We start from the raw sequence: 25,166 nt of genomic DNA on the forward strand, positions 1-25,166 counted from the left end.
TTACTGTGATTCAACGCTGGTTTTGACCTGGTTATACACAGCCCGCATCAGGTACTGAGAAGCGATATTGCGGAAGGATTCGTCGTTCATCAAGCGTATGAAGATGTCTTCGTTGCCGTCCATTCGCTCTACAAACAAATTCTCAAGCTGCTTGTTAAATACCGGTTCGAAATTCTCCAGGCTGTTGGCCATGACGGCCTGCCGTAGCTGTTCGTTGGCAACAGCGGTTCCCTTCACCTGATCGAAGAACAGCTGATCCGCCGGGGTAAATTCAGTACCAAATCGCTCGTTGAGCTTGTCGACCAGCGTCGATAACTGCACCTCTTCCTCTCCCTGGCCGGTGCCGACCTCGATCGGGCCTTAAGTTGTCCTTATCGCTTGAAAGCGTACTTACGCTCTCGCTCTTCGAATGCAAGTTGCCCCCCCTCTAGAACCTCGCAAATATGCTCTCTAATGCCGAATTTCTTAAGCAATGAAGGCGCATCTGGTTCGAAAAACGTGCACTCCATGGCGCCGGAAACATATTCGAATCTAAATTGCTCGTTTTCCATATCATGCTGCTGGCCAGCCTGATTCGCGACGATAACACATTCGGAATCCGTGGATACAACCATATTAGCGTTGTGAGTGACCATGATGATTTGTCTTTTCTCTTTCCTTTCCCTAATAAAGTCGCGGAGTTCATTATAAACTGTTCGGTTATCTAAATTATCTTCAGGCTGATCTATAAGTATAGGGTGAGAGGAATTGCTCAAGTGTAGTATGAGATGGAGAAGCACCAGTCCTCGCTTACCGGGCGACATGCTGATAATGTCGTCATTTTTATAAAGCAAGTTAAAAGATATGTAAAAGCAATCCTGAAGTAGATTTCTAAGGATTAGTTCCTCGTTCGCACTCTTTCGAACTTTATGGGCGATCTGGGAGAAATCTCGAACCTTCTCGCTCAGGGTGAATATAGAGTCTAAATGCGTGTCTTTTGAGTAAATATAATTGTTTTCACTATCAATCGAGTCGCCTAGAATACTTGCAAGGCTTCCTCTGGCATCAAAACAGTTTATGAAAGAATCGAAACTATTGTGATCGAATTCTAGGCTAGCTTGAAGCGTTATATTTTCATTGTCTATCTTCGCAGCACCATTGAAAAGCGCCTCTATTTCACCATATGTGTCAAACAACTGCTCATACAGGGCTTTAAGCTGATCAGAAGCTGCTTTTCCTTGTTCGAGAGTGCTTTTGACCTTCTTGCCTGCTTCTTGAATAGCTCTAAGCTTAGCTTCTTCCCGTTTTTGCGCCTCTAGAAGTCCTTTCAATTCGTTTTGGCTTTTTACTTTAGACGAGAATTTTTCAAGACTTTCCGTGGTATTTATAATTCTTTCATCTAGCGAGCCTATCAAGCTATTAGCGCGGCGAATGTTCTTTCCCGCTTCTATTGGCAGGTCATCAATAATTTTCTGAATCTTAGCCAGTGTTATCTGAACAAGGCGGCTTCCAGTGTGAAACCGTTTTTTTTCTGACTCTTCAGAATTCGTCATAAGAGCTACGTTTCTAAACGAGTCTTCCATCTCTCTTACTAATTCATTTTTTAGCTCAGTGTGTATTTCAATATATCTTAAAAGAGACGAACGCCTTTTTTCACTAACTGACAATCTGTCGCTAAGCTTTTTATAAATCTTGCTTTCTTCAGGAGTAAAACCTGATGATTTTTTTATTTTTTCTATTTTTTCTTTTATTTTTTCTCTTTCATTATTTACCGAATTCTCAGCTCCTATTTTTTCCTTTTCGCTCTTTTCTTTTGCATACTTGTGTCTGAGGGATACAAGTTTTGTAACCTGTGTACTGATGCTCTCATTCAACGAATCACATTTTTTAAAAAGCTCTTCAGCATCTAGCTTTATTTCCCTGTCTTGATATAGAATTTCGAGTACAAGCTCATTGAGTTGATCTCGACCACTTTCCTCGGCTAATTTATTTATATATAGCTGAGGTATATAGGTTATTGGTCGTTGGTCGTTTGTTTCTCTAAAGCTTTGTTTAGTGTTGTCGTTCCAAGTGATTTCAAAGTCGAAATTTGATTCATTTTCAAATTCTGGATAAGTACTTGCCTTTGCTAGATCACACTTCTTTACGGTTTCCTCTTTGTTTGCCGTCCTTGAAATATGATAGAGTAAAAGCGATTTCCCTGAGGATTTGCCACCAATAATCGAATTTAAATCCGAATTTAATTCTATTTTATATTCAGGAAAAATATTTTTCCCACTGGAATCTTTGAATCGAACAGAGTCTATAACTTCATAGCTTACCTTATCGCCAGGGCAGGTATCTTGAATAGCAACCCGTGACCTCGGCTCAAATACTACCTGCTTGAGGCCCTCAAAAGTAAGATCAGCCTTTATCCAAGTGTTATTTTCTTCGTCAGGCTCAAAAAGTGTGTCGTATGCATGTGCATCAGAACCCCATATACAAGCTTTAGGTAAGCCAAATTCTTTTCTGAAAGAGGTAGGATTATCGTGATAATCTCCGAGCAAGAAGCTTCTCGTACGCTTGTTAGATGAGAATATCAGTTGGCTCTGTTGAATAAGTGTCTTCCGAGTACCGTGACCGGCCGAGTTCCAACTTACTCTGCTGAGGTCTTCGTCACACGGCAAAGCTAACAAGTAGTTTTTTTTGAATCTTCCATCTTCGGTGAGCAGTTCTGCTATTTCGCTTGTATTGACCGAGGCATTGCAGATCCCTACCGCAAGGGCAGATTGGCCTCTAAACTCGGGGTGTTCTTCAATTAGTCTTTCACCATATTCTATCAAGTTTTCTTTGGTTAAGGCTCTTCTCTCTGCTTTAAGCCCTGTTTCAGCGTGAGTTTCAAACTGTATTCTAGATAAAAACTCTCTTTGGATTAATGTGGGAGACAATTCATTGGAAAGGATAACGTGGAAGTTGGTCCGCCTATTCCATTTTAAGTCGACCTCTTTGCCTACTACGAGTTTGTCCAAGCGAAACTCGAGATTTGGGAAAATAGCAATATTCTTAATTTTCCTGATTTCATCCTCATCAAATAGCTCAGATAGTTTATCATCGTTGAGAATATAGTCTTCGACTACTTTTTTATAGCCGTCAAGAAGGCAATAGTCGGTCAGGCCAATGGCACTTACATTATGATCTATTGCTGACCGAAAGAGTTTTCTGACGTAATTGTCAAAGTCGTCGCCGAACTGGTTGTTCAGAATTGAAAATGGGGTATGGACATGGAGGTCCCACTTTCTCCAAATTGATCCTTTTGAGCAGTTTTTCACATATCCCTCGCAGTCAACCGTAAGAATTGCTTTTTATTGTCAAACTATCGTATACACAGGTCGGTGCGAATACAAAAAAATCTAGGTCTTTCGACAAATCTTGTACCCAGAGGATTACGTAGTTCAAGCCAAATACTGTTTGTAATCATCCACTAAAATAGATGCATAAAGCCCGTCGGAAAGGGACGGGCCTGAACGATTTTTTGTTTAGGATTCTGGAGGCCGAAGGCCATCGAAGTGCGCCTCCAAACTGTCCAACTGCTTCAGGTTTGCCCTGACGAGACGGCGCATGTGAGTGAGGTTTGCATTCATGATACGCACTATCTCAAACCCGGCTTCGGTCTCCTCAATGATGGGCCTTTCCCAGTCGTGAGCGCGGTTAAATGCGGGTTTTGAGTACCGGTGTTTCAGGGCACGGCGGATGTGTTCACTGAAAACCGCATGTCCCTTACCGTTTTTCACTCTTACGAAGGTGTTGTAGTACCAGTGCATTTCCAAGCTGCCGTGCAGCATTCTCACCCGGCAGCCGTGATGGCCAGGATAGCCTCTCGTTTCTTTGGTTCGATGAGCCTCATTATGCGCCCAGAAATGGTCCGACAGTCGCTGAGCGAGATAGCGAAGGCGCGCTCGCTCCATATCCAGGCTTTTGGAAAGTGATTGTAGATACTGTCTGCATTGACCAAGTGCCATTCGGCGCCCCTGATGATGGTCAAACTCCCCGGCGCGCGCCACCTCATGCCACTTATCGGTGATTTCCTGAATGGTTTTGGGTTTGCTCATTAGCATTCTCCTGTTGGTTGATGTTCAAGAGAAATGCTACTGGCCGCAGAGACAAACCCACGGGTCTGTAATTTGCCAATTTGGGCAAAAGTAGCCGTTTACCCCAGATTATCTGGAATTTTTATCGATCTGGCGGCGTGCTTTAAGCTTCCGGTTGAGAAATGCTTCCAGCTTGTCAGCATTCAGGTATGTGATGCCGCAGATCGCCAGGATAACGGCGACAAAGCCGAGGAAAGCAATGAGTGTGACGAACATATCGATCATGTGAGTTCTCCTGTTTTCGTTCTTTGATTGCAAATTGCAGCCTATGCTGCACCTGACTGCTTTTGTTCCTTTGCGACAGAGGCAATCAGATGGCGCGAACAACCCAAGATGTCCTGGATTTCGTTATAGCTATGGCCAGTGCGCAGTAAACTGGCGATGTGTTGCCGCCTCTTCAGATCAGGCTGACGCCCCTGATACTTACCCTCGCTGCGAGCCTTGTTGATCCCTTGATTCTGTCGGCGACGTCTGTCCTCATAGTCTTTCCGGGCTACCGCTGCCAACATGTCGAGCATCATGCTGTTGACCGCCTGCAAGATAGATTCGGTAAAGCCGGTGTCGTCTTTCTTGTCCAGAGCCAGCCAACTCGTTGGTAACTCGGGCGAGACAATCGCCAACCGCTTGGCTGCCAGCTTCTGTTTGAGCGTATCCCAGTCCTGCTGTTTAAGGCGGGCAAGCCGGTCTATCTGCTCTACCAGTACAATGTCACCTTCACCAGATTCGGCAATCAGTCGCATCAGTTCGGGACGATGCAATGTGGCACCGGAGACGTTCTCGGTATAAAAGGCAGCAATGCGCTGACCGTGTTGCTCGGCAAACTGGATTAGCGATGCTTTGGCCCGCTCGGCATTTTGTTCCTGGGTCGATGCTCTCAAATAGGCGCGTATAAACATTCATGCCTCCTCAGTCTGTTATAAGTGGTTCCGTTTGGCCGGTCTGTTTTAAATGGTTACTTGTCATGGTAAGCGGCCTGAGCAGTTGGTTCCCCTGATGTGTACCCATCAGGAACCACCTCAAGAGTCGAAAAACTCCCCGAACGGATCATCCTCTCGGAGGATCGGATTGACTCTGAAGTCATCGAACAGATCGCCTGCGCCTTCTTGACTCCCGGTGCCAGAGGTTGTCGTGCTGCTTGGACCGTTTTCTTCCCTACCACCACCTCGACTAAACGACGCCATCTTTTTCTCGAATTCAGGAAACGTCATTTGCCCATCGGGTCCCTTAGTAAAAACTGTCTTGTAAGCATCGACTGCGGCCATTGCGAAGCGAATGAGCAGTAGGATCACCCAGAGCACCAACAATAGATACCATGCGTAGAGCGATGCATCGGTACCCCTTAAGGCGAGCTCCACAACGCCGATCCCGGCGAGTCCCACTGCTACTATTTTTGTTACCTTCACCATGGTTTCAGTCCCCGATAGTTCTTTACTTCGAAGCTATCAGAACCTGAGAAAATGCAAGTTTCGACCGGCGTCAGGCCGCTCTGGCTCGCCCGGCGAGCCATGGCACTTTCAACTTGCTGTAGGCATCATTTGTCATCGACCTCAAATCTCCCGCATCAAGGTGTGGAACCAGCCACGCACTGCCTTGGTATCGAACTCTCGGGTAATTGGATGGCTGGAATACGCCATGAGGGAGGTCGTCCTCATCGCCCAGCCACTGCCTGAGCCGGATATCGATACTCCAGCCCTGTTCGAGCTCGATCCAACAATGGGGAGCAGTGACCATTAGGCTCAGTCGGTCCTCTGCGTATCCGATACGGCATTGATGGAAGATGCCTTGCTCGCTCAGGGCATTGCTGATCACAGAGGTCATGCAGTCGCTATCGATTTTGGCGTCTTCAAGCGGCAACAGCGCGAACTCCAGTTCATCATGCCAGTCACTCATGATCTGGCTCCTTGAACATCAGTCGCTGCCCCTGCTCGTACAGCACAGGGTACGGTAGCGGTTCGCCATCCTGGGTGACGGTGCCGGGAGGAAAGTACACCACCATCCAGGATGGTAAGGCACCACTGATCGTGCGGTAGAACTCGTCCACAGGGAAGCTGAGTTGCTCATCTGACTGCCGGAAAACAAGGCGGGAATAATTCTCTGGATGATTGGCCGCAATGTTGTAGCTTTCAGGCTCAGCGCCTTCCACGTAGGCCGGAGACTTCCAGCGATTCGGCGTTTTGATGTTGTAAGCAACCACACATTGACCAGCACCGCATCCATGCTCAGTGCTTTCAATCGACCAGAGCATCAGTGGATGGCCGTCAATCTCAGGCGTTTCCACGTTACTGAGTTTGGTGGCACTCAACGCCATATCATTGGCAGCTACCCGGATGGCCTGGTCAACCAGATTTACATACTGCTCATAGGCCTGAGCCTCTGAAGTGGCCATCGACGCAGGCATCCATCCCATCAGGCTTGGTCTCGCCGATGGATTGTCCGGTGTCATCAGGATGTCGGTAGCGTTGAACAAAAACGTTTGGTTACCCGATAGATGTCGAAGCGGTGCACCGAATGAGGTCGCCAGGCTGGCGAGATCCAGTAATGGCACCAACATGCCTTTATTGTAGGAGCGGGTACCATCCTCAGAATCCCGCAAGTCCATATCGTAGATGCCACCGGCTCTCGCCAGGTTTAAGGCCCGAGACTCTTCCGGATTGTAAGCTCGTGGGGTAGCCGCGCAGCCAGCCAGGGCAGCGGCCAATATTGCCGTAGTTAAGGGTGCTAATCTTTTCATTATGTCCTCCTGCTTTCATTAAATATTCTCATGAGGTTGAGAATATGCAAGAGGAAAAATAAAAATAATCTTTATAAATCAATAGTTTGTACTGATAGAACAAAGTTCCTTTCGCTCAAACATATAACGACAGACACACTGCCGTTACGTTGAAGCTCATGTGTTGTAAAACACTATAAAATGGTAGATGGTAACGGCGAGGAACGTACCAAATTACATAGTAGATACAAGTGCATAAATCGGGGCAAGAATGAATAAAGCGTTTAAAGACAATAAGGTCAGCACAACATTAAAAGACCTAATAGGTGACACTAGGCTGGCTCGCTTATTCTACGGTGATCCTCGGCCATGCGCTGTACAGCTTTGGATTCTTCAAGTTCATTCCACAGAAACGACTAAAAACCGGATTATCTATGGTCGTGTAGTACCATACTCACATTCTAATAATTCTTGGTCTTTCAGCAATAATGACAAATTTACGAATCTTGAACATTGCAGAGCGAAAATAACCCGGCTTAATCTGTACATCGGTAGCAATTTATTAAGTGATTTTCTGGAAATGCTTTGTGATGGAGTTAATATTTCCACGATAAGCGATACTTTAGGTCTTGAGCGAAAAAATAAGTTTGATGAGAAGTTTGGCACAATATTTTTAGATCCAAAAAAATTAGTTTATAAACCCGTAATATATCTTCTTAACAAGGATGCGTTCGAACTTCACTCGACTACTAGCCCCCATGGAGCAGCGGGTGCCATTAGCGCATCGATCACTCAAGTAGATAAATCATCTCTCTTCCAGGACAACCATAATTATCGTTCCGACCTTACAAAGTTTATCGTCGAACATCTAAATTTTGACACTGGATTGAACTTTGAAGATAACGATAAAGTGCGATTTGGTGATATTGAGTTTCTCGTTTTTCCGACTTTAGATGAAAAAGAGAAAAATTTACTTGAAGTTGTTTGGGGCGATGAAAGACGGAAATTAAGCGTTAAATTCGACGCCAAGAATCTTCCTAACTACCCTGATTTTCTATTCAACATTAAGATCTATAACAGCGGTCAAATTATATACTCAAGGATTGCAAATGCGAAACAGTACGACAACCGCATATATATGCGCGAGTTTGATATTGATAGAACAGTTAGATCCATCGCTGACTCTACTGAACTAGAAATCTATGGTTTTAATGTCGAAGATAGCGAAGAAAATATATTATGTTGCAGGTGGCGCACTGGATATATTCGAGAAATAAATTTTCAAGCTAATGTGGTCGGTGGTAATTCAAGCTCTGTTAAATTTGATTGGTTAGAGAACACGGTCAAAGAAAAGCAATCTAGCCGCGTGAAAGCAGTATTAACTAAAAACACAGGAAACCATGGGTTTGCTAGCCAAGTGGGCGGCCGGGAGGCTGACCCTTGGGTTGCTGTAAACCGCGAGCTAAGCCCTATTTTTAATAAACTGCACCCAAAAAAATCGGATGCAAGGTTTTTCGAACGTTATGGACCAAGCGATGGTGAAGGCCGTTTACAATTTGTCGAATGGTTCAAAGCTCTCTTTTCAAAATATAACGACAGCCAAATAATAATTTTCGATCCCTATTTTGATTCGGCTGGATTATCGTTGCTTTCTTTATATGCTGCGCCTAAGTGTAGCTACATAGTATTTACCTCACTACCAAAACAAAAAGGTGACGAGGAAAACCCTACTAATCGTAATAGAGTAGACGATCTAGTTACTGCTTGTGAAAACAATAAACGAACCCTTTCAAAAATAAACCTCAGAATCATTGGCTTAAAAGACGGAAAGCTCCACGACCGATATATCCTGATTATAGGAAGCGATGGCTTACCAATAGTTGGCTTTAATTTATCAAATTCCTTGCAGAAAGTGGCAGAGAACTATCCCTTACTTATTACGCCGATACCATCTGATACTTTGTTAGAGGTTGAAAAATATAAAAGTGGCCTTTTGAAGGACTTAGAGGCAAAAACATCTGATTCTGAAGAAAACAACCCTGGATTAAGCAAACTATATGTTTCTTCCGAAGCTCCAGGGAAAAATGTAAGATACGAGCCACTAAAAATACTGAATAATGAATTAGCAGGCGACATCCTATCAATATGGGCTAACGAGCCTTCATTAACAGGATTATACGGTGCACCACTGAAAGACAAGTTGATATCTCTTGAGCTATTAGAAGGGGACTCACTTAACTTGATCGATCCTCAGGGGTTCTTAGCCTGGGTAAAGAAAAAGGTCAGCTCTGAAGATTTCATGGATCAATGGGAAGTGGTTGGTGAATTTTTGGCAAACTCTAGAGCTGGTGATACAGATTTTCAAGAAATATTAAGTGAAACCTCGTTCTTACAGAATCTCATGGGGTACCTTACTAAATCGATACAGCGCACCCATAAAGATCTGGATACTGATATAACTGTCTTAGAACCTCACCTATTTCAAAGACCAATTGAAAAGCTGCTGTGTAGCTCTTACCAGCTTCATCATATGTGCCATATGACTAAATATACAGCACTTACTTGGTCAGAATATTTTGCAATAAAACTGCTTTGGTCATATGACCCAAAATCATTGTTAGAACTGGTTGCTGAAGAATCGCCTAAAATTCCGAAAGAGCCGGATCATGCTGACATAATTAGGCTGTCATTGTTAAGCCAAATTGTTAGCGAGATCTCCCTATCCATAGAGCTGCTACCAAACTATTCCCGCACATGCACTTTATTGAATAGTTGTAACGGTTTAATTCGATGGATGGGCTTATATGCTCTAGAGCAGATGATTGATCAAACTAAGGACGTCACATCAGAGCTGGGCTTGCTTTCAAGATTTGACCGCACGGAAAAGGTAAGATATTTAGGTTGGTTGGTGAACAGATCGGCAAATGATGAAAGAAAACGTGATCAATACGAGAAATTATTAGTCGCACTCAAAAGCGAACTACCAGAACAGCTATCTGGAAGTGATTTGAGGCACGTAATCGATTCGATGAGAGGCCATATGCGCCAATTACCATGGACAGAACCGTGGTTGTTTCGGGATCTAGTTTTACCTCTACTTCAAAGTGAGCAAGCTGATACGGATGATGCTTGCAAAATCTGGATCGAGGAAATCGTTTCATTGATAGGCCCAGCTGAAAGCAGGAATTCAAGACTGTTCCAACTTTCACGGGAAGGGCAGATGACAAATACTTGTGCATTTATCGTCGCTCATAGTACGCCTGAGCAACAAAGACAAGTAATTGAATTGATCAGACCCATTTTAAATAAGCAGAAAAGAGTTTTACAACAACCTCTGGCAAGTACGTCTAACTGGTCTTGTTGGAACGATGCTTTGGTAGTCTCAATGTGGATATTGGCATTCACTAGGTGGTGTCAATACTATTTAACCGAAATGAAGCAAGCTAATGTAGAATTAGATAACTTGTCAGGAGAAGCAAGCGCCCTTGCAATGTTAAGGCCTATGGAAGAATGGGAGTCAGAGGGGACAGGAAAAGACAGAGACCTGGCCTCATTCCTATCCCAAGCTGAAGATCTTCTTTCGCAGTCGGAGTAACTCTGCTGTCATAGGGGCGAACAACTTGGCAGTCGGTCATACCATTCAATTAAGAGTGGATATTGACAGATGCAGAATAATCGAACAGGAGATACTTTATGTTCCCAGTTTCCCACTTTTCCCAGGTCCTTAATGGGGAATCAGCATTCGGATCTACAGAAACTTGCAAATATTTAGACTTTTTTCGCAAATTTCAGCACTCCGAGAGTGCTCCGAAAAACTTACAAGGTACTGTTTTTAAAAGAAAACAAATATTCTGTATCGGCAAATAAAACCGCCAACCCTCCGAAATTTCCGAAGGGTTGTTCGTGTTCGGTGTTAGGGTTGCGCCTCACAGACGTCCCAATGCCTTACGGTCGAAACAATGCATTGCCGGCTACCGTCTTCAAGGATTGAGCAAGTCTCCGTTTGAGTCCTCGTTACGCATCGGAAATACCCCAAATCCGGGCCAGCACCTTCGCCAGTATCCGCTGGGAACCACTGCGGCGAGCCTTGGCTAAGGGTTTCCGAGATTTCCGGGCTATCGAATAAAGTACTCAAGCAACCGATATCATCCTCATCGAGAAGGCTAACGGGTCCTTGAAGTAATTGTTCTAAATTGACCCCCTCAATACGCGAACTAGCGAAGACAAGATGAAATTGAAGATAGAGTCTTTCGAGCCCAGGGGCAGTCGCATCGCCTACATAACTTACGCGAAAGGCCAATCTGTCCTCTGATGGGTCTCCATTAAACGATACAATGTGATATAGATTGTTCTGGTTATGCTCAAAACTGAGCGAAATACCTCCCCTTCCCACAGAAAATCCGGTCAATTCTGTGTCTCTAGTGAGCGATTGAAATGATTGAGAACCTGCCGCGTTTGCTAATACATCGGCCATAATACCCTCTAGTTCCGTTCGGTAACTCGTACTCGTGAAATAACGTACTGGGCTTACACTACAGTCTTCGCCGCCGCTGTTTGGATCTGAACTAGATTTTTGTTCGTCAGTATTTAGGGCAACGGAAATGTCATTACTGGTAATATCCGTTACTGACGGCGCAGCGCGCATCATTTCACGAAAATCCTGGTCCGTTTGATAAAATAGTTGCAGAGCCTCAAAGTCTTGGTCGCCTATCGTCAACTCAGTGATAACTGGGTTAGTACGGTCGCACGAAAATTGGCTACATGGATAGTTCACGCGATATTTAAACGCTTTTTCGGAGACTGGATTCGCAACGATAAAGGTACTGAATACGGGTTCACAAGCAAATTCACCGGGCTTAGGTAATGAAGTACCGGTATTGGTTGCAAAACAGTTCGGTTCCGGGACATGTTGTGCCGCAACCCACTCGGCTTTCTCAGCATCGCAGGTATCGCAAGAATAGATTTTGTCGGTCGCCAGTGCAGCAGACGAACATAGCGCGGCGGCTCCCACCAGCAGCGCGCTAAAGAACTGCGGCACGCGACGGTTCGTTTCCATGTGGTTAGTTTCCATGTGGTTAGTTTCCATGTGTTTTGCACGCACTCAATACTAACCATCTCAAAAGAAACATCAACAATTTAACTACAATTGTTCAAGGCAATTTTATCTATCATCTAGCAATCAACCGCTAAATCAGCAAAAATAGGCGAACCTTTGAGGCTTCGTTAGCCCCCGCAAAAACCAATGAGAGCTACAATATGGGACTCATCCTGAAATTAGTATTAGGTATTGTTTTCGGTACCTTGATCGGTTTATACATGCCTGAATGGTTCACTCAGCTATTGCTTACGTTTAAAGTTCTATTTGGTGAGTTGCTATTCTTTACTATTCCATTATTGATTTTGTTTTTTATCACCAGCGGTATCGCTGGATTACCGCAAAATTCTGGCAAATTGTTAGGCAGAACCTTAGTAATTGCCTACCTATCAACGGTATTAGCCGGCATTGCAGCTTACTTCATCGCCAGCCTAGTGGTGCCTTTGCTCAACGCAGGCGCCAGCCAAACGAATGCTTCAGCTGACGTTCTCGAGCCGTTCCTTACGGTCGGCCTGCCCCCTGTATTCGGTATTATGACAGCTCTGGTTCTTGCCTTTATTTTTGGTCTTGGAATTGCCGCAACACAAGCAACCCAGATGAAGCAACTGTCTGATCAAGGGCGCGATATCATCGAGCGTCTGTTAGCAAAGGTGATTATTCCCTTATTGCCATTCTATATTGCCGGTGTGTTTGCCGAAATGGCCCATGCGGGAACCGTTTTTCAAACGCTACAAACCTTCGGCATTGTGTTGCTTATGGCGGTGGCATTGCATTGGGTCTACCTAAGCACAATGTACGTGCTTGCCGGCTTACGCCAAGGTCGCAACCCTTTGGGCTTGCTAAAGAATATGGTACCTGCCTATTTCACCGCTCTCGGAACCATGTCGAGTGCCGCGACCATTCCGGTCACCCTTCGCTGTGCCAAAGAAAACCAAGTGAATGACGATGTCGCGAACTTTGTAGTTCCCTTGTGTGCCACAACTCACCTTGCCGGTTCAACCATTACTATTGTTAGCTGTGCGTTAGCCGTTATGTATTTGCACGACGCTTTGGCGATTCCTTCATTTTTCACTGTTTTACCCTTTATTATGATGCTCGGCGTAGTGATGTTAGCGGCTCCTGGCGTGCCAGGCGGTGCAGTAATGTCAGCCGTTGGCTTGCTAGGTTCGATGCTGGGCTTTGGCGAAACAGCCATTGCTTTAATGATCGCGCTCTACATGGCGCAAGACAGCTTCGGAACAGCCTGTAACGTAACAGGAGACGGCGCAATCGCGTTATTGGTGGATGAACGCACTAACAACTAAATTCGCGCAATTAGGATTTGATTACACGCGTTTCCGGTTCGGCCTTCGAACCGGCGGCGCTGCTTGTCTAGCACTCTTCTTTGCCTGGGCACTAGGCTTAGAACATCCGCAATGGTCTGCTATGACCGTTTGGGCAGTCTCCCAGCCTACCCGAGGGCTCTTACTTGAAAAAGCCGCACATCGAACCCTAGGCACCTTCGTAGGCTCTATTATTGGTATCCTCTTGGTACTTATTGCCGGTGATCAGGTGCTCGCATTAGGTCTCGGGCTGACGTTGTGGGTGGTACTTTGTGTTTATGTTGCCAACTTACTCCACGGCTTAATCGCTTATGGCGCCGCTCTTGGCGGCTACTCGGCGTCGATGGTTGCGCTACTTTCACGAGCTCCCGAAGCACTTCTACCGCTGGGTATCGACCGAATGCTAACAGTGTTTGTTGGTGTGGTCGCTGCGCTACTTGTCGGCTGGCTTTTTACTTATGCTCGCGCCGAGCAAACCCTCGTGAACAAGGTTCGTCGGCAAACCGTCGCTAACTTGAAACTGATGGCACAAGCATTTAGCAAAGGTTCGGCACTGGATATTCCTTTTGAAGCTCGGCTCACGCAGCTCGCACACCTAGAAGCACAACTTGTTGAACACGGCACAGGCTCCCCCTCTGCTCACCTGTCCGCCAAACTTTTACGGCGCCTGTTGAATTCACAATTAGGGTTATTTGCACAATTAAGATCGGTCGAAATTAAAGCCTCAGAGCAGGTTAGTGAACGCCTGATCAATTGTGCTAACGCCATTGCCAGCAACGACCCTAAAACTGCTAAGCAGCAACTGAAGGAAACTTCCAGAGCGCTTTCACACACAGCAATTCGTGATGAATTCAAAGAGTTTTGTAGTGCCGCAACCGAACGCTTGAGCTTTCGCGAAAGTGGTCGCACCGCTCACTCGGTGAGAAGACGTTCGATTCTTCTCCATCGCGATTGGCGCGGCGCTCAACAGGCCGCGATTCGAACCTTTCTGGCGATGACCATTATTACCTTAATATGGACGTTTACAGGTTGGCCTCAGGTCGCATTCTTACTGTTGGGCGCGTCCGTGATGTTGTCGACCTTTTCAATGGCAGAGAACCCAGCGAAAACCATGTATTACGTATTTTTGGGGCAACTGGTCGCCGCAGTGGTTGCGGTCTTAGTGCAAGGACTCCTCTGGCCCTATACACAATCAATACTTGAGATGTTGATCTGTCTCATGCCGGTAATGCTGATTGGCAGTTTAGCGCTGGCACATAATAGAACCGCACCCGGCGCGTTAGACTTCCATCTTATCTTTTTACTTTTGTCGCAACCGTGGGTGCCCTATCACTTTAACTTAGGAAAATCAGTGAGCTTTGCGGCGGCGGTTATTTCCGCCCCTCTGATTGCGATGGCGAGTTACAAGTTGGTGTATCCGACCACCTTAAAAAGCCGCCAATTGCAGTTAATCAATGCCCTACAGCGGGAACTTGATGAGCTCGACCAACGGGTTTTGACCCCACAACAGTTCAATCGGTACCGCGCACGACTCTATCATCGCTTATTTAAACTTTATCAAATGGCCGACAAACTAGGTGCCGACGGTAAACAAGCCGCCGAACATTACCTGCTGCACGTGCAACATCAGGTTAATAAGCATCGGCGATAAAAAAAGCGAGCCGAAGCTCGCTTTCTAGTTAACCAATCTTTATTACGCAGCTCACTGAGCTCGGTTAGGCACAATGCGCAACTCTACCCGACGGTTAAGTTGACGGCCGCGTTCAGTGTCGTTGGTGGCAACCGGCTGGCTTTCACCGTAACCCATAATGGTAATACGCCGTGTATCAACACCATTTCCGGCCAAATGATTACTTACCGCCCACGCCCGACTTTCTGAAAGTTGCTGATTATACTGTGCGGTGCCGGTGCTATCCGTATGGCCTTCAACCACCATTGTGGTTTTCTCATACTGCTTAAGGACACGCGCCACATCGACCAAAATCGGATCGAAGTTTGATGCGATTTGCGAGCTATCGGTGGCAAAGGTGATATTACTTGGCAGTTGCAAGCGAATCGTATCGCCGTCGCGAATCACTTCAACGCCGCTTCCGGAAAGCTCATTACGGAACTGTTGTTCCTGTTTATCCATGTAATTACCGATAGCACTGCCCGCAAGGGCACCGACTGCAGCGCCCCATACGTAACGGCTTTTATCATGATCGCCGGTACCTTTACCAATGAGAGCGCCTGCGATGGCGCCAATGGCCGCGCCTTTTTGCGTATTGTTCATCGGGGTTTGACAACCTGCAACAACGACTGCTGCCGCTATTGCCAATGGAATTAACTTTTTCATGGCTACCTCGCTAACGTTTTCAGTAACTAGAACCGAACTAAATGTCCTTACAAAGTAGCACAGTAGCGCAAAAGTTCGAGCTTGCTTTACACAAACTTAGCGCGACAAACGCAGTAATTGCCCTGCTGCACTGTCCGTCAGTAAGTAGATGGCGCCGTCACTCGCAACAGTTACCGCACGCAGGCGCTGCTCGTCCGCGAGGGTTAATTGGTGCACCACTTGCCATGCCTGTTGTCGCTGCTGCAATACTTGCAAGCGCTTACCAGCTAGCTGCGTAATCAGTAGCGCCCCTCGCCACTCACTGAACATTTCTGCGTTATAAAGCGCCATGTCCGAAGGCGCAAGCGATGGCGTCCATTGATAGATAGGAGCAACCACCCCTGGCAATTCCTGATAGGGTGTCACCATGGCGCCGGTATAGTCGATGCCATAGCTTGTCATTGGCCACCCATAATTCTTACCAGCATGCAGCTGATTGAGCTCGTCGCCCCCTCGAGGGCCGTGTTCATGTTGCCAAACGGACTCCGTCGTCGAATCGTAGACAATACCCTGACTATTTCGATGGCCATAACTATAAATATAGCCGCCAGCTTGATGCGGAAATGGATTCCCCGGCGCTGCCTCACCGGTGCGCGTCATCCGCACAACTTTACCCAAATGATTACTTAAGTTTTGCGCTTCTTCTCGGTAATCGAACCCGTCACCTAAGGTCAAAAGCAATGTCTGGTCCGGCAACCACGCAAGCCTTCCGCCATAATGCGCTGCGCCTTTGCGTAGTGGTTGGGCGACGAAAATCTTACGCAATTCCGTTACTTTCATTGGCCGGGTTGGCGTTAGTTCGGCTCGCGCCACACAGGTCGAGTTTGCCTCAATGTTGCCACAGGCGTAACTAAAGAAAGCCTCTCTTGTTTCGTTAAAATCGGGGGCTAGACTTACTTCGAACAGCCCGCCTTGACCAGAAACAAACAAATCGGGTAACGGCAGCGGTATCTCGTCGACAAAACCTAGTTCGGAGATCAATTTAAAACCACCACTGCGCTCAGTGACCAAGAAGTTTAAAGGGTGGTTCGGTAACTCTTGCAGCGACCACGGGTGGTCTAAGTCATTGGCAATGGCCATCACATCGAACTTGTCCGCCGCTAGGCTTTGGTACGGCGACAAACAAAGCCCTACCGCCATCATCAGCTGCGTTAATACGCGGTAGCGCTTGCTCATATCACAGGCTCCTGCAGTTCTTTTGGAGTCGGGTGCCACAATCGACCAAAAACCCAGCCGGCTAAAGCGCCCGTCATCGACATCGCCAGTAACCCCGGCCAGCTCCTTGTTGCAGCAATTAAAGTAGGCATAGGAACCAAGCTATTCACCAGCCAAAAGCACACCAACATACCGATAAAACCGGCACCAATAAACCACCAGCGTTCCTCATGCTTAAGCCCCTTGGCAATCGCATAGGCCAGCGGCAGTGCAATAAGCATCACAGCCGAGACAATTGCGCCGAATAGCGGCGAAAAATGAAGAAGATCGTGAATTATCGTAGAAATTCGTGTCTGAAAGGAAACGGCGACCGAGAGTTCAACCAGCGCCGATAAATTGAGTTGAGTTTGAATAATACTACCTACCACAGCGGCGGCAAGCATCGCACTAACAAAGGCAATCACTACTCGAGTCATGGCGCCTCCTGGGCACTTTAATCGAAACGTACGCTTAACTCATCGTCATCGGAATTAAATTGTAGACTCTTAATTTCACCTTTGCCTTCAATGTTTACCAAGTTTTGTTGATCAGGCCACAATTCTTGTAACGCACTGTGCTTTACTTCAAGCCCGTTAATGTCCGCAGGTATTTTGGCTTCTTGGTAAACCCAAAAATCACGGCCATCAACTTGATACCCAACACTGGTTAGCTCTAGTGGTGTACCGTTTGCTGTCGCCAAGCTAAATTTGTCTAATACATAGACTGCGAATAGCGCGCGGGTTTTTTCATCGGTATGAATATCCGCTTGGCGTTTATTAAATAGTTCGCCGACCGCATGTTCCGCATCATGCAAATTAAATCGATGCATCACTTCGATGTTACCGGTGCGGTCATTAAATAAGATCGTCGTTACCGCAGATTTAAGTTGGTGGGCAGCGCTGCTACCCACCCACAAAAAAACCATTAGAACAACACTAAGCGTCTTAGCTTTCATCGTCACTTTGGTCTTCTTCGGTTTTAAGCTCGGTTTTCGCTTCTTGCATTAAGTCGCGGCTAATGTGATCCGTACCTCGTTCATATTTGAACGCTTCAATGCGCGATGGAATGATCTTACGTGGATAGTAGTTATTCTCAATATCGACGTCCGCCGTTTCCCAATTTGGATCGACCGCAAAGCTCACGACCTCTTTATCGGTGACGATTAACTTACTAACGTTGTCGGCATTGCGACGCCAAATTTCCGCCGGTACTCGATAATCTTCCGTGCTACCGTCTGCGTACGTCATTTGCAATAGAATAGGCATCACTAAGCCACCGAGATTCGAGAAATCAAGAACATAGTAATTCTTGTTTTCGGCTATTGCGCGATCAAATACGCGACGCTCCCATGGCTCAAGCTTGTCCAAGAAACTCTGATACGCATTGCGTTGTTTGTTGGTAACAGTGAAGCGATCGTTTTCATCATGGTAGTCTCGAACATCTGGGTTCATTTCGACCCAAGTTTTACGGCCTTCGGCTTCATTGCGTTGCACAAAGTATGACACTGGTTTGTCGGCTTGTTCTTGACGACGACGCTGCCAATCAATATCTGGGTCTTTTGTATCAAGCTGTAATTTATAGACACGATCGAGGCTGATATCTACGTGATCAGTGCTGTAGAACCAGCCCCGCCAGAACCAGTCCAAATCAACACCCGACGCTTCCTCCATGGTGCGGAAGAAGTCTGCAGGTGTTGGACGTTTAAACATCCAGCGCTGGGCATATTCACGGAAGGCGAAATCGAATAGGTCACGACCAAGAATCACCTCGCGAAGAATGTTTAACGCCGCAGCAGGTTTACTGTAAGCATTAGGCCCAAGGCGCAACACGCTGTCTGACTGGGTCATGATCGGAACTTGTACCGACGATTTCATATAATCGACGATACTACGTGGCTCAACGCCCCATGGAATAGAAGGATCCCATTCGCGGCCCGCAACGCCGTCTAAAAAGCTATTCAAGCCTTCATCCATCCACGTCCACTGACGCTCATCGGAATTCACCACCATCGGAAAATAAATATGACCGATTTCATGAATCACCACACCGATAAGAAAACGTTTTTCAGCCAGCGAATAGGTGCGTGAACCATCGTCTTGTAACTCGGTGCGAGGCCCATTAAAGGTGATCATTGGATATTCCATTCCACCCACGGGCCCATTGACCGATTGTGACGTCGGGTAGGGATAGTCAAACGAGAAGCGGCTGTATACTTCCATGGTGTGAATTACCGACTCAGTCGAGTACTTTTTCCAAAGATCGCCACCTTCTTTCGGGTAAAACGACATCGCCATCACTAATGGCTGCACTGAGCCGCCTTGCTGATAGCCTTTCGCGTCCCACATAAACTTACGCGATGACGCCCACGCAAAGTCGCGGACGTTTTCTGCTGCGAAACGCCACACTTTACGCTCATCGGTGCCTGCTTTTTCGTTCTCTAATGCTTCTTCGGCAGTCACCACGAAAACTGGGCGCTGTGCTGTTTTTGCCTGTTCTAACCGGCGTTGTTGCTGTTCTGTAAGCACTTGGTCAGGGTTTTGCAATTCACCCGTGGCAGAAACGATGTGATCAGCAGGTACATCAATCGCGACCTCAAAATCACCAAATTCCATGGTGAATTCACCACTGCCTAAAAATTCTTTGTTCGTCCATGCTTCGTAATCGGTAAAAGCGGCAACACGAGGGTACCACTGGGCAATTAGGAAAATATCATTACCACCTTCGCGCGCGTCGTCTGGAAAATGTTCATATCCCGAACGCCCCCCAACCGCATCTTCTTCGATGATATTAAAACCAAAGTCGATAGCGAGAGTGGTACTTTTACCTGGCGCTAAAGGCTCAGCCAAGTCAACTCGCATGTTGGTTCCAACAATGGTGAAACTCAACGCATTGCCTTCACTATTGGCTATTTCGTCAATGGCGAAGCCCAGCTCATTATCGGCCATGAATTGTTGGCGGCGTAGCTGTCCCAGTGAAATTCGAGCGGGTTTATCGATGCCGCCTAAATCGGTATCTGGATGACTCCCAAAGGTCGCACTACGCTCTGCTCGTGAATCATTACGGAAGATATTTTGGTCCAACTGGATCCAGATATACTTCAATGTATAAGGTGAATTATTTTGATAGGTAATAGTTTCTGCTGCATCTAAACGGCGATTTTTTTCATCCAACCGCGCTTCTATCTTATAGTCAGCCTTTTGTTGCCAATAATTTTCGCCGGGTTCACCTGCCGCGCTACGATAGACGTTAGGCGTTGGCAGAACTTCATCTAACTGACGAAATTTATCCTCATAGTTGCCTTTAGTTTGCTGAATTGACGCTGTCGCAGCGCTAGGAAGACTAAAAGTGACTAAGGCAATGCTTGCGCACGCCCACCAAAAACGTGTTTTATACATGGACATTCTCGTTGTTTCGTCAGCGGTAAGATGACTTTAAAAGAGTGAGATCAACAAAACTACCAAAGCGATTGCCTTGACGCCACCGCGTTGGTCGTAAAAAATTTCCATTTATCGCAAACCCCAGCTAGATTAGAAAGATAATAATAATAAATAGCTACTGGATGGTACGCGTGACTAAGCCCCCACTTCGACATTTTTCGGCCTCGTCATTTCGCATACTGGCGTTTATTTGCTTGTGGCTATTGGTATGGTGGGCATCGAGTCTGATGGACTATCAGCCCTTCGTTAGCCTATGGTATCCACCCGCAGCGCTCTCACTAGCAGCGTTTATTTTAGTGGGCGGTCGTGCTTTTTTACCCATCGTAATGGCTGCTACTCTGGCCGGGCTCTGGATGTATCTTGAACTCGATACGCACACTGCATTCCATCAGCAAACTAGGCACAGCCTCTTACTCGCTTTTGCGCACACGATATCTTACGGACTCGGTGGACTTTACTTTCGAAAAACCATTCATAAATGGGATATTCAACAATTACCCCAGCGCATTCTCTACTTCCTAATTATCACCTTATTCACAACTTTCCTTGCCGCGAGTTCTGGCATCATTGCTTTCATCATTATTGGCGAGATGAGCTGGGCTCAAGCGGAAGCTTCTTGGTTAAATTGGTGGGTCGGCGACCTTGCTGGCGCCATGGTACTTACACCGTTTTTTATTTTGTTGCTAAGTCGATTATGGAATTCGGACATTTCTTGGCTTAAACCCAAACGGCGTCGACAAAACGACGAAACTAAACGTTTATGGAGTTCCAAAATGCTCCTAAATGTTGCCATCGTTATGGTGGTTATTCTTGCTGATCATTATTTCAATCATGCATCGATAGCTTATTTCATTTTCTTTATAAGCATTCCGCAAATGTGGATTGTGTATACCGAACGCATGGAATACACGGTGATATCATTAGCTCTGATGAGTACCATGATCGCTGCTTGGTTCGGCTTTTATGGCGTTAGTGAACATGCATTAACCTATCAGTTTGCCATGTGCGTTATCGCTGCGAATGCGTATTTTGGCCTAGCTGTACCTTCTTTGCTTAGTCAAAACAAAAAATTACATCATCAAACTCAAATCGATACGCTCACCCATATCGCCTCTCGTAATCACTTTTTCGAGGTCGCTAACAACGAAATAAAACAACTAAAAGAACAAAATAAGCCACTGTCTTTGGCACTATTTGACCTCGATGAATTTAAGTCTATTAACGATACCTACGGTCATTTGATAGGTGATCAAGCGCTTATTATGGCTGCCCAAAGCATCAGTACTCACATTCGCGATAGAGACCTAATTGCGCGCTTTGGCGGTGATGAATTCTTGCTTTTACTGCCAGGACAAACCAAAGAACGTGCCCACCTAACTGCGGATAGATTACGACAAAAATTACCCGCGATACCTACCCCAGAAGGGCACATTCCTATTAGAGCCAGCTTTGGCGTGGTAGAAATCAACGTTAATGAATCTCTCACTCAAGCATTACAGCGTGCCGATCAAGCATTGCTAAATGCGAAACGCAAAGGTCGCGATCAAGTGGTATCATCCTAGGCTATCGCTTTTAATGTTTAGGACCCCTGCTTATGGCCTTACCAACCATCGAATTATTAGTTGCTACGACCTCTGGCAATACCGAGTACTTGGCCGATCAACTTAGCGACCAACTGCAACAATTGGGTTATCCAACACGCGTTCATTATGAACCTGACTATAGTGAATTGATCGAAGGGATCACCGACGATACCGTTTGGATCGGTTGTATCGCGAGTCACGGAGCTGGTGACTATGCCGATAGCATGCTCGACTTTGCCGAACACTTACATGCCAAACAACCTGCCTTAGCACCCTTAGGATATGCGGTAATAGCGATCGGAGATAGTTGCTACGACACCTATTGCCAAGCCGGACGCGATTTTGATCAAACCCTATCTAAACTAGGTGCAAAACAGCTCTTTGAGAGATTAGAAATAGACATGTCGCAAGACGATCCGGAGGAAAAAGCATCAACATGGCTAGGATCTTTCATACAACGTCTGTGAGTAACCCATGTATAAGATCCCTTGAGATCTGTAGATACACACTGAGTAAATCTGTGCATAACTACCTCTGTGGATAAACCCCCTAGTTATCCACCGTTTGATCAGAGCAAGGATCAGCTTCTGATCACATCTTAACAGATCGTTGTGATCCTTGATCCTATTGGCTTAGCAAGCCTTATCCACAGATTTCCTTTTACTAGTAGTAATAGTAATAAGAAGATCAAAACATAAGATCTTTAACTACTAATAAGATCTTTAAAGCCCTACACGAACAAAATTTAACCGTTTAGATCCAAGCAAAAAGACGTTAGAATAATGGGCTACATTTTTTCTAGGATTAAGTTTATGTCGAACACTACCAACTACCATCAGCATTATGACGTCATTGTCATTGGTGGAGGACATGCAGGTACTGAAGCAGCTCTCGCTGCCGCACGTATGGGCAGTCAAACGCTACTGTTGACGCATAACATTGAAACACTAGGACAAATGTCATGTAACCCAGCGATAGGTGGCATCGGTAAAGGGCATTTGGTAAAAGAAATTGATGCTTTAGGCGGTGCTATGGCACACGCTGCAGATCGTGCTGGAATTCAATTCCGTACACTCAACTCATCAAAAGGGCCAGCTGTACGTGCCACCAGAGCGCAAGCAGATCGTGCACTTTATCGTGGAGCTATTCGCGAACAATTAGAGAACCAAGCAAACCTAAGTTTATTTCAGCAAGGTTGTGACGATCTCATTGTTGAAAACGATCGCGTAGTTGGTGTTGTCACTCAAATGGGCCTCAAATTCTCTGCACGTACCGTGGTATTAACCGTTGGCACCTTTCTTGGTGGTCAAATACATATCGGTTTAGAGAATTTTCAAGGCGGTCGAGCAGGCGATCCTCCAGCCAACGCCTTAGCTAAAAGACTACGTGAATTGCCACTAAGAGTTGACCGCTTAAAAACCGGAACACCACCACGAATTGATGCCAAAACCATCGACTTTTCCGTCATGCAAGAACAGCCAGGTGATACGCCTACGCCATTGTTCTCGTTTATGGGCAAAGCATCAGATCATCCGGAACAAATTAGTTGTTACATTACCCATACCAACGATCAAACCCACGAGGTAATTCGTGGCGGTCTAGATCGTTCACCCATGTATTCAGGTGAAATTGAAGGTGTTGGGCCACGTTATTGCCCGTCGATTGAAGACAAAGTCATGCGCTTTGCCGATAAAAATTCGCATCAGATCTTCGTTGAGCCTGAAGGTTTAAATACTCATGAAGTCTACCCAAACGGTATTTCGACAAGCTTACCTTTTGATGTTCAAGTTGCCTTGGTGCGGTCAATTAAAGGGTTTGAAAATGCCCATATCACGCGGCCAGGTTATGCAATTGAATACGATTATTTTGACCCAAGAGACTTGCAGCAAACATTAGAAACTAAGTATATCAAGGGTTTGTTCTTTGCCGGTCAAATAAACGGAACCACCGGTTATGAGGAAGCTGGGGCACAGGGTCTTGTGGCCGGACTCAATGCTGCGCTTCAAGCACAAGACAAAGAAGGCTGGGCACCTCGTCGCGATAACTCCTACATGGGGGTGTTAATCGATGATCTATCAACCTTAGGCACTAAAGAACCTTATCGTATGTTCACATCACGCGCCGAATATAGGTTATTGCTGCGCGAAGACAACGCCGATATGCGATTAACGGAAAAAGGTCGCGAGTTAGGCCTGGTCGATGATCAACGCTGGGCTCGTTTTAACGAAAAAATGGAAGCTATTGCGCAAGAGCAACAACGCCTGCGAAGTACATGGATCCATAAAGATCATCCCGCCGTTGATGCGATCAATACCCTCGTGAAAACACCGATCACCAAAGAGGTGAATGGCGAAGATCTTCTACGACGCCCAGAAGTGACTTATAACGCAATGATGGCAATCGATGAATTAGGCCCGCCCCTTAGCGACACACAAGCCGCGGAACAGGTCGAAATTCAAACCAAATATGCGGGTTATATTGAGCGCCAAAAAGACGAAATTGCGAAACAGCTACGCCATGAAAATACCCATTTACCCCTTGGTTTTGATTATGCGGGCATTAAAGGTTTATCGAACGAAGTTATCGCCAAGCTTAATGAGCATCAGCCTGAAACCGTCGGTAAAGCAGCTCGAATATCTGGCGTAACACCGGCCGCTATTTCCATGCTCTTAGTGCATTTAAAAAAACAAGGACTGCTGCGCAAAAGCGCTTAGTAACCTATGCAAAAACAACTTAATGGATTATTAGAAACCGCAGGACTCGCGATTCCTGCGGTTCAACAGCAACAACTGGTGCGTCTTGTTGAATTGTTGGACAAATGGAATAAAGCCTACAATTTGACCTCAGTGCGTGATCCAAAACAAATGCTCAGTCGCCATATTGTCGATAGTTTGGTAGTGTTACCTTTCCTCTCAGGTCATCGCTTTATTGACGTGGGCACGGGGCCGGGTTTACCAGGCTTACCGTTAGCCATTGTGCAGCCTGAAAAAGAATTTGTATTGTTAGATAGCCTCGGCAAACGCATTCGTTTCATTCGCCAGGTGTGCCATGAACTTGGTCTCAACAATGTAAATGCTGTGCAAAGTCGAGTGGAAGACTATCAACCAGCAACTAAATTTGATGGTGTCATCAGTAGAGCCTTCGCCTCGCTTAGTGATATGCTCAATTGGTGTCAGCATTTGCCAGCATCAGATGGCTGTTATTATGCGTTAAAAGGTGTCTATCCGCAGGCTGAAATAGCTAGTCTGCCGAGCGACTATAAAGTTAATGATGTGGTTCAGTTATCAGTTCCTGGCCACGATGCAGAACGGCATTTAGTTATCATCTCAACAAGAGGTTAGTGTC

Annotated in this window: 21 protein-coding genes; 7 read left to right on the plus strand and 14 right to left on the minus strand. The window is 46.1% G+C overall.

Going from position 1 to position 25,166, the window contains the following annotated elements:
• The 8 genes from PSI9734_RS06435 to PSI9734_RS06470 form a co-directional block, all read right to left on the minus strand.
• A complete protein-coding gene (locus PSI9734_RS06435) occupies positions 1–321 on the minus strand; it encodes a helicase (RefSeq protein ID WP_104417161.1) in 321 nt (106 codons plus the stop codon).
• A gap of 50 nt (positions 322–371) precedes the next feature.
• Complete coding sequence (locus PSI9734_RS06440; RefSeq protein WP_104417162.1) at positions 372–3,287, minus strand: TrlF family AAA-like ATPase; 2,916 nt, start codon at positions 3,285–3,287, stop codon at positions 372–374.
• Between the two features lie 207 nt (positions 3,288–3,494).
• Entirely contained in the window at positions 3,495–4,067 is a 573-nt protein-coding gene (mobI, locus tag PSI9734_RS06445; protein ID WP_104417163.1) for a conjugative transfer protein MobI(A/C), read from the minus strand.
• Positions 4,068–4,175: 108 nt separating this feature from the next.
• Positions 4,176–4,331: a hypothetical protein gene (locus PSI9734_RS06450; protein WP_165794771.1), complete on the minus strand. Its 156-nt coding sequence runs from the start codon at positions 4,329–4,331 to the stop codon at positions 4,176–4,178.
• 41 nt (positions 4,332–4,372) lie between these two features.
• A complete protein-coding gene (locus PSI9734_RS06455) occupies positions 4,373–5,002 on the minus strand; it encodes a recombinase family protein (RefSeq protein WP_104417164.1) in 630 nt (209 codons plus the stop codon).
• Between the two features lie 120 nt (positions 5,003–5,122).
• Positions 5,123–5,512, minus strand: coding sequence for a hypothetical protein (locus tag PSI9734_RS06460; protein WP_106761122.1), 390 nt, complete (start codon positions 5,510–5,512; stop codon positions 5,123–5,125).
• Between the two features lie 70 nt (positions 5,513–5,582).
• On the minus strand, positions 5,583–5,996 hold the full coding sequence (locus PSI9734_RS06465) for a hypothetical protein (RefSeq protein WP_173920289.1): 414 nt from the start codon (positions 5,994–5,996) through the stop codon (positions 5,583–5,585).
• Entirely contained in the window at positions 5,989–6,837 is an 849-nt protein-coding gene (locus tag PSI9734_RS06470) for a hypothetical protein (RefSeq protein ID WP_106761124.1), read from the minus strand. Before PSI9734_RS06470 ends, PSI9734_RS06465 begins: the two co-directional genes overlap by 8 nt.
• A 250-nt stretch (positions 6,838–7,087) precedes the next feature.
• On the opposite strand from PSI9734_RS06470, the gene PSI9734_RS06475 reads away from it, so the two are divergent.
• Positions 7,088–10,411: a VPA1262 family protein gene (locus tag PSI9734_RS06475; protein WP_133166197.1), complete on the plus strand. Its 3,324-nt coding sequence runs from the start codon at positions 7,088–7,090 to the stop codon at positions 10,409–10,411.
• A 318-nt stretch (positions 10,412–10,729) separates the two neighbouring features.
• On the opposite strand, the gene PSI9734_RS06480 is transcribed toward PSI9734_RS06475, so the two are convergent.
• Entirely contained in the window at positions 10,730–11,887 is a 1,158-nt protein-coding gene (locus PSI9734_RS06480) for a hypothetical protein (protein ID WP_173920290.1), read from the minus strand.
• A 185-nt stretch (positions 11,888–12,072) separates the two neighbouring features.
• Here PSI9734_RS06480 and PSI9734_RS06485 point away from each other — a divergent pair, with 185 nt between their 5' ends.
• Both PSI9734_RS06485 and PSI9734_RS06490 read left to right on the plus strand, forming a co-directional pair.
• A complete protein-coding gene (locus tag PSI9734_RS06485; RefSeq protein ID WP_173920291.1) occupies positions 12,073–13,215 on the plus strand; it encodes a dicarboxylate/amino acid:cation symporter in 1,143 nt (380 codons plus the stop codon).
• Positions 13,196–14,884, plus strand: coding sequence for an FUSC family protein (locus tag PSI9734_RS06490; protein WP_173920292.1), 1,689 nt, complete (start codon positions 13,196–13,198; stop codon positions 14,882–14,884). Before PSI9734_RS06485 ends, PSI9734_RS06490 begins: the two co-directional genes overlap by 20 nt.
• A 51-nt stretch (positions 14,885–14,935) precedes the next feature.
• Here the strand turns inward: PSI9734_RS06490 and PSI9734_RS06495 are convergent, their stop codons facing one another.
• The 5 genes from PSI9734_RS06495 to PSI9734_RS06515 all read right to left on the minus strand — a co-directional run bounded on the left by PSI9734_RS06495 (position 14,936) and on the right by PSI9734_RS06515 (position 20,202).
• Positions 14,936–15,568, minus strand: a complete 633-nt coding sequence (locus PSI9734_RS06495; protein ID WP_173920293.1) for a YiaD family glycine zipper/OmpA-like lipoprotein — start codon at positions 15,566–15,568, stop codon at positions 14,936–14,938.
• Between the two features lie 96 nt (positions 15,569–15,664).
• The gene (locus tag PSI9734_RS06500) at positions 15,665–16,783 is read right to left on the minus strand and encodes a PQQ-dependent sugar dehydrogenase (protein ID WP_173920294.1); all 1,119 of its coding nucleotides are present in this window, start codon (positions 16,781–16,783) and stop codon (positions 15,665–15,667) included.
• Positions 16,780–17,238: a hypothetical protein gene (locus PSI9734_RS06505; protein ID WP_173920295.1), complete on the minus strand. Its 459-nt coding sequence runs from the start codon at positions 17,236–17,238 to the stop codon at positions 16,780–16,782. The genes PSI9734_RS06500 and PSI9734_RS06505 overlap by 4 nt, the downstream gene beginning before the upstream one ends.
• Positions 17,239–17,255: 17 nt before the next feature.
• Positions 17,256–17,756: a DUF6702 family protein gene (locus PSI9734_RS06510; protein ID WP_173920296.1), complete on the minus strand. Its 501-nt coding sequence runs from the start codon at positions 17,754–17,756 to the stop codon at positions 17,256–17,258.
• Positions 17,746–20,202, minus strand: a complete 2,457-nt coding sequence (locus PSI9734_RS06515; protein ID WP_173920297.1) for a M1 family metallopeptidase — start codon at positions 20,200–20,202, stop codon at positions 17,746–17,748. The genes PSI9734_RS06510 and PSI9734_RS06515 overlap by 11 nt, the downstream gene beginning before the upstream one ends.
• 167 nt (positions 20,203–20,369) lie before the next feature.
• On the opposite strand from PSI9734_RS06515, the gene PSI9734_RS06520 reads away from it, so the two are divergent.
• The 4 genes from PSI9734_RS06520 to rsmG all read left to right on the plus strand — a co-directional run bounded on the left by PSI9734_RS06520 (position 20,370) and on the right by rsmG (position 25,162).
• Positions 20,370–21,800 (plus strand): GGDEF domain-containing protein, encoded by a 1,431-nt coding sequence (locus tag PSI9734_RS06520; RefSeq protein ID WP_173920298.1) that lies wholly within the window; start codon positions 20,370–20,372, stop codon positions 21,798–21,800.
• A 32-nt stretch (positions 21,801–21,832) separates the two neighbouring features.
• Positions 21,833–22,288 (plus strand): flavodoxin domain-containing protein, encoded by a 456-nt coding sequence (locus PSI9734_RS06525; protein ID WP_173920299.1) that lies wholly within the window; start codon positions 21,833–21,835, stop codon positions 22,286–22,288.
• Between the two features lie 345 nt (positions 22,289–22,633).
• A complete protein-coding gene (gene mnmG, locus PSI9734_RS06530) occupies positions 22,634–24,535 on the plus strand; it encodes a tRNA uridine-5-carboxymethylaminomethyl(34) synthesis enzyme MnmG (RefSeq protein ID WP_173920300.1) in 1,902 nt (633 codons plus the stop codon).
• 6 nt (positions 24,536–24,541) lie between these two features.
• Positions 24,542–25,162: a 16S rRNA (guanine(527)-N(7))-methyltransferase RsmG gene (rsmG, locus tag PSI9734_RS06535; RefSeq protein WP_173920301.1), complete on the plus strand. Its 621-nt coding sequence runs from the start codon at positions 24,542–24,544 to the stop codon at positions 25,160–25,162.
• Positions 25,163–25,166: the final 4 nt, after the last annotated feature.

Origin of the sequence: Pseudidiomarina piscicola (assembly GCF_902806985.1) — a bacterium.
GTDB lineage: Bacteria > Pseudomonadota > Gammaproteobacteria > Enterobacterales > Alteromonadaceae > Pseudidiomarina > Pseudidiomarina piscicola.

Excerpts from the sequence above, each read along its gene's own strand:
- PSI9734_RS06515 (WP_173920297.1), bottom strand. The coding sequence starts at position 20,202 with ATGTCCATGTATAAAACACGTTTTTGGTGGGCGTGCGCAAGCATTGCC.
- PSI9734_RS06510 (WP_173920296.1), bottom strand. The coding sequence starts at position 17,756 with ATGAAAGCTAAGACGCTTAGTGTTGTTCTAATGGTTTTTTTGTGGGTG.
- PSI9734_RS06470 (WP_106761124.1), bottom strand. The coding sequence starts at position 6,837 with ATGAAAAGATTAGCACCCTTAACTACGGCAATATTGGCCGCTGCCCTG.
- mnmG (WP_173920300.1), top strand. The coding sequence starts at position 22,634 with ATGTCGAACACTACCAACTACCATCAGCATTATGACGTCATTGTCATT.
- PSI9734_RS06485 (WP_173920291.1), top strand. The coding sequence starts at position 12,073 with ATGGGACTCATCCTGAAATTAGTATTAGGTATTGTTTTCGGTACCTTG.
- PSI9734_RS06490 (WP_173920292.1), top strand. The coding sequence starts at position 13,196 with ATGAACGCACTAACAACTAAATTCGCGCAATTAGGATTTGATTACACG.
- rsmG (WP_173920301.1), top strand. The coding sequence starts at position 24,542 with ATGCAAAAACAACTTAATGGATTATTAGAAACCGCAGGACTCGCGATT.
- PSI9734_RS06500 (WP_173920294.1), bottom strand. The coding sequence starts at position 16,783 with ATGAGCAAGCGCTACCGCGTATTAACGCAGCTGATGATGGCGGTAGGG.
- PSI9734_RS06480 (WP_173920290.1), bottom strand. The coding sequence starts at position 11,887 with ATGGAAACTAACCACATGGAAACGAACCGTCGCGTGCCGCAGTTCTTT.
- PSI9734_RS06525 (WP_173920299.1), top strand. The coding sequence starts at position 21,833 with ATGGCCTTACCAACCATCGAATTATTAGTTGCTACGACCTCTGGCAAT.
- PSI9734_RS06465 (WP_173920289.1), bottom strand. The coding sequence starts at position 5,996 with ATGAGTGACTGGCATGATGAACTGGAGTTCGCGCTGTTGCCGCTTGAA.
- PSI9734_RS06505 (WP_173920295.1), bottom strand. The coding sequence starts at position 17,238 with ATGACTCGAGTAGTGATTGCCTTTGTTAGTGCGATGCTTGCCGCCGCT.
- PSI9734_RS06495 (WP_173920293.1), bottom strand. The coding sequence starts at position 15,568 with ATGAAAAAGTTAATTCCATTGGCAATAGCGGCAGCAGTCGTTGTTGCA.
- PSI9734_RS06460 (WP_106761122.1), bottom strand. The coding sequence starts at position 5,512 with ATGGTGAAGGTAACAAAAATAGTAGCAGTGGGACTCGCCGGGATCGGC.
- PSI9734_RS06475 (WP_133166197.1), top strand. The coding sequence starts at position 7,088 with ATGAATAAAGCGTTTAAAGACAATAAGGTCAGCACAACATTAAAAGAC.
- mobI (WP_104417163.1), bottom strand. The coding sequence starts at position 4,067 with ATGAGCAAACCCAAAACCATTCAGGAAATCACCGATAAGTGGCATGAG.
- PSI9734_RS06450 (WP_165794771.1), bottom strand. The coding sequence starts at position 4,331 with ATGATCGATATGTTCGTCACACTCATTGCTTTCCTCGGCTTTGTCGCC.
- PSI9734_RS06455 (WP_104417164.1), bottom strand. The coding sequence starts at position 5,002 with ATGTTTATACGCGCCTATTTGAGAGCATCGACCCAGGAACAAAATGCC.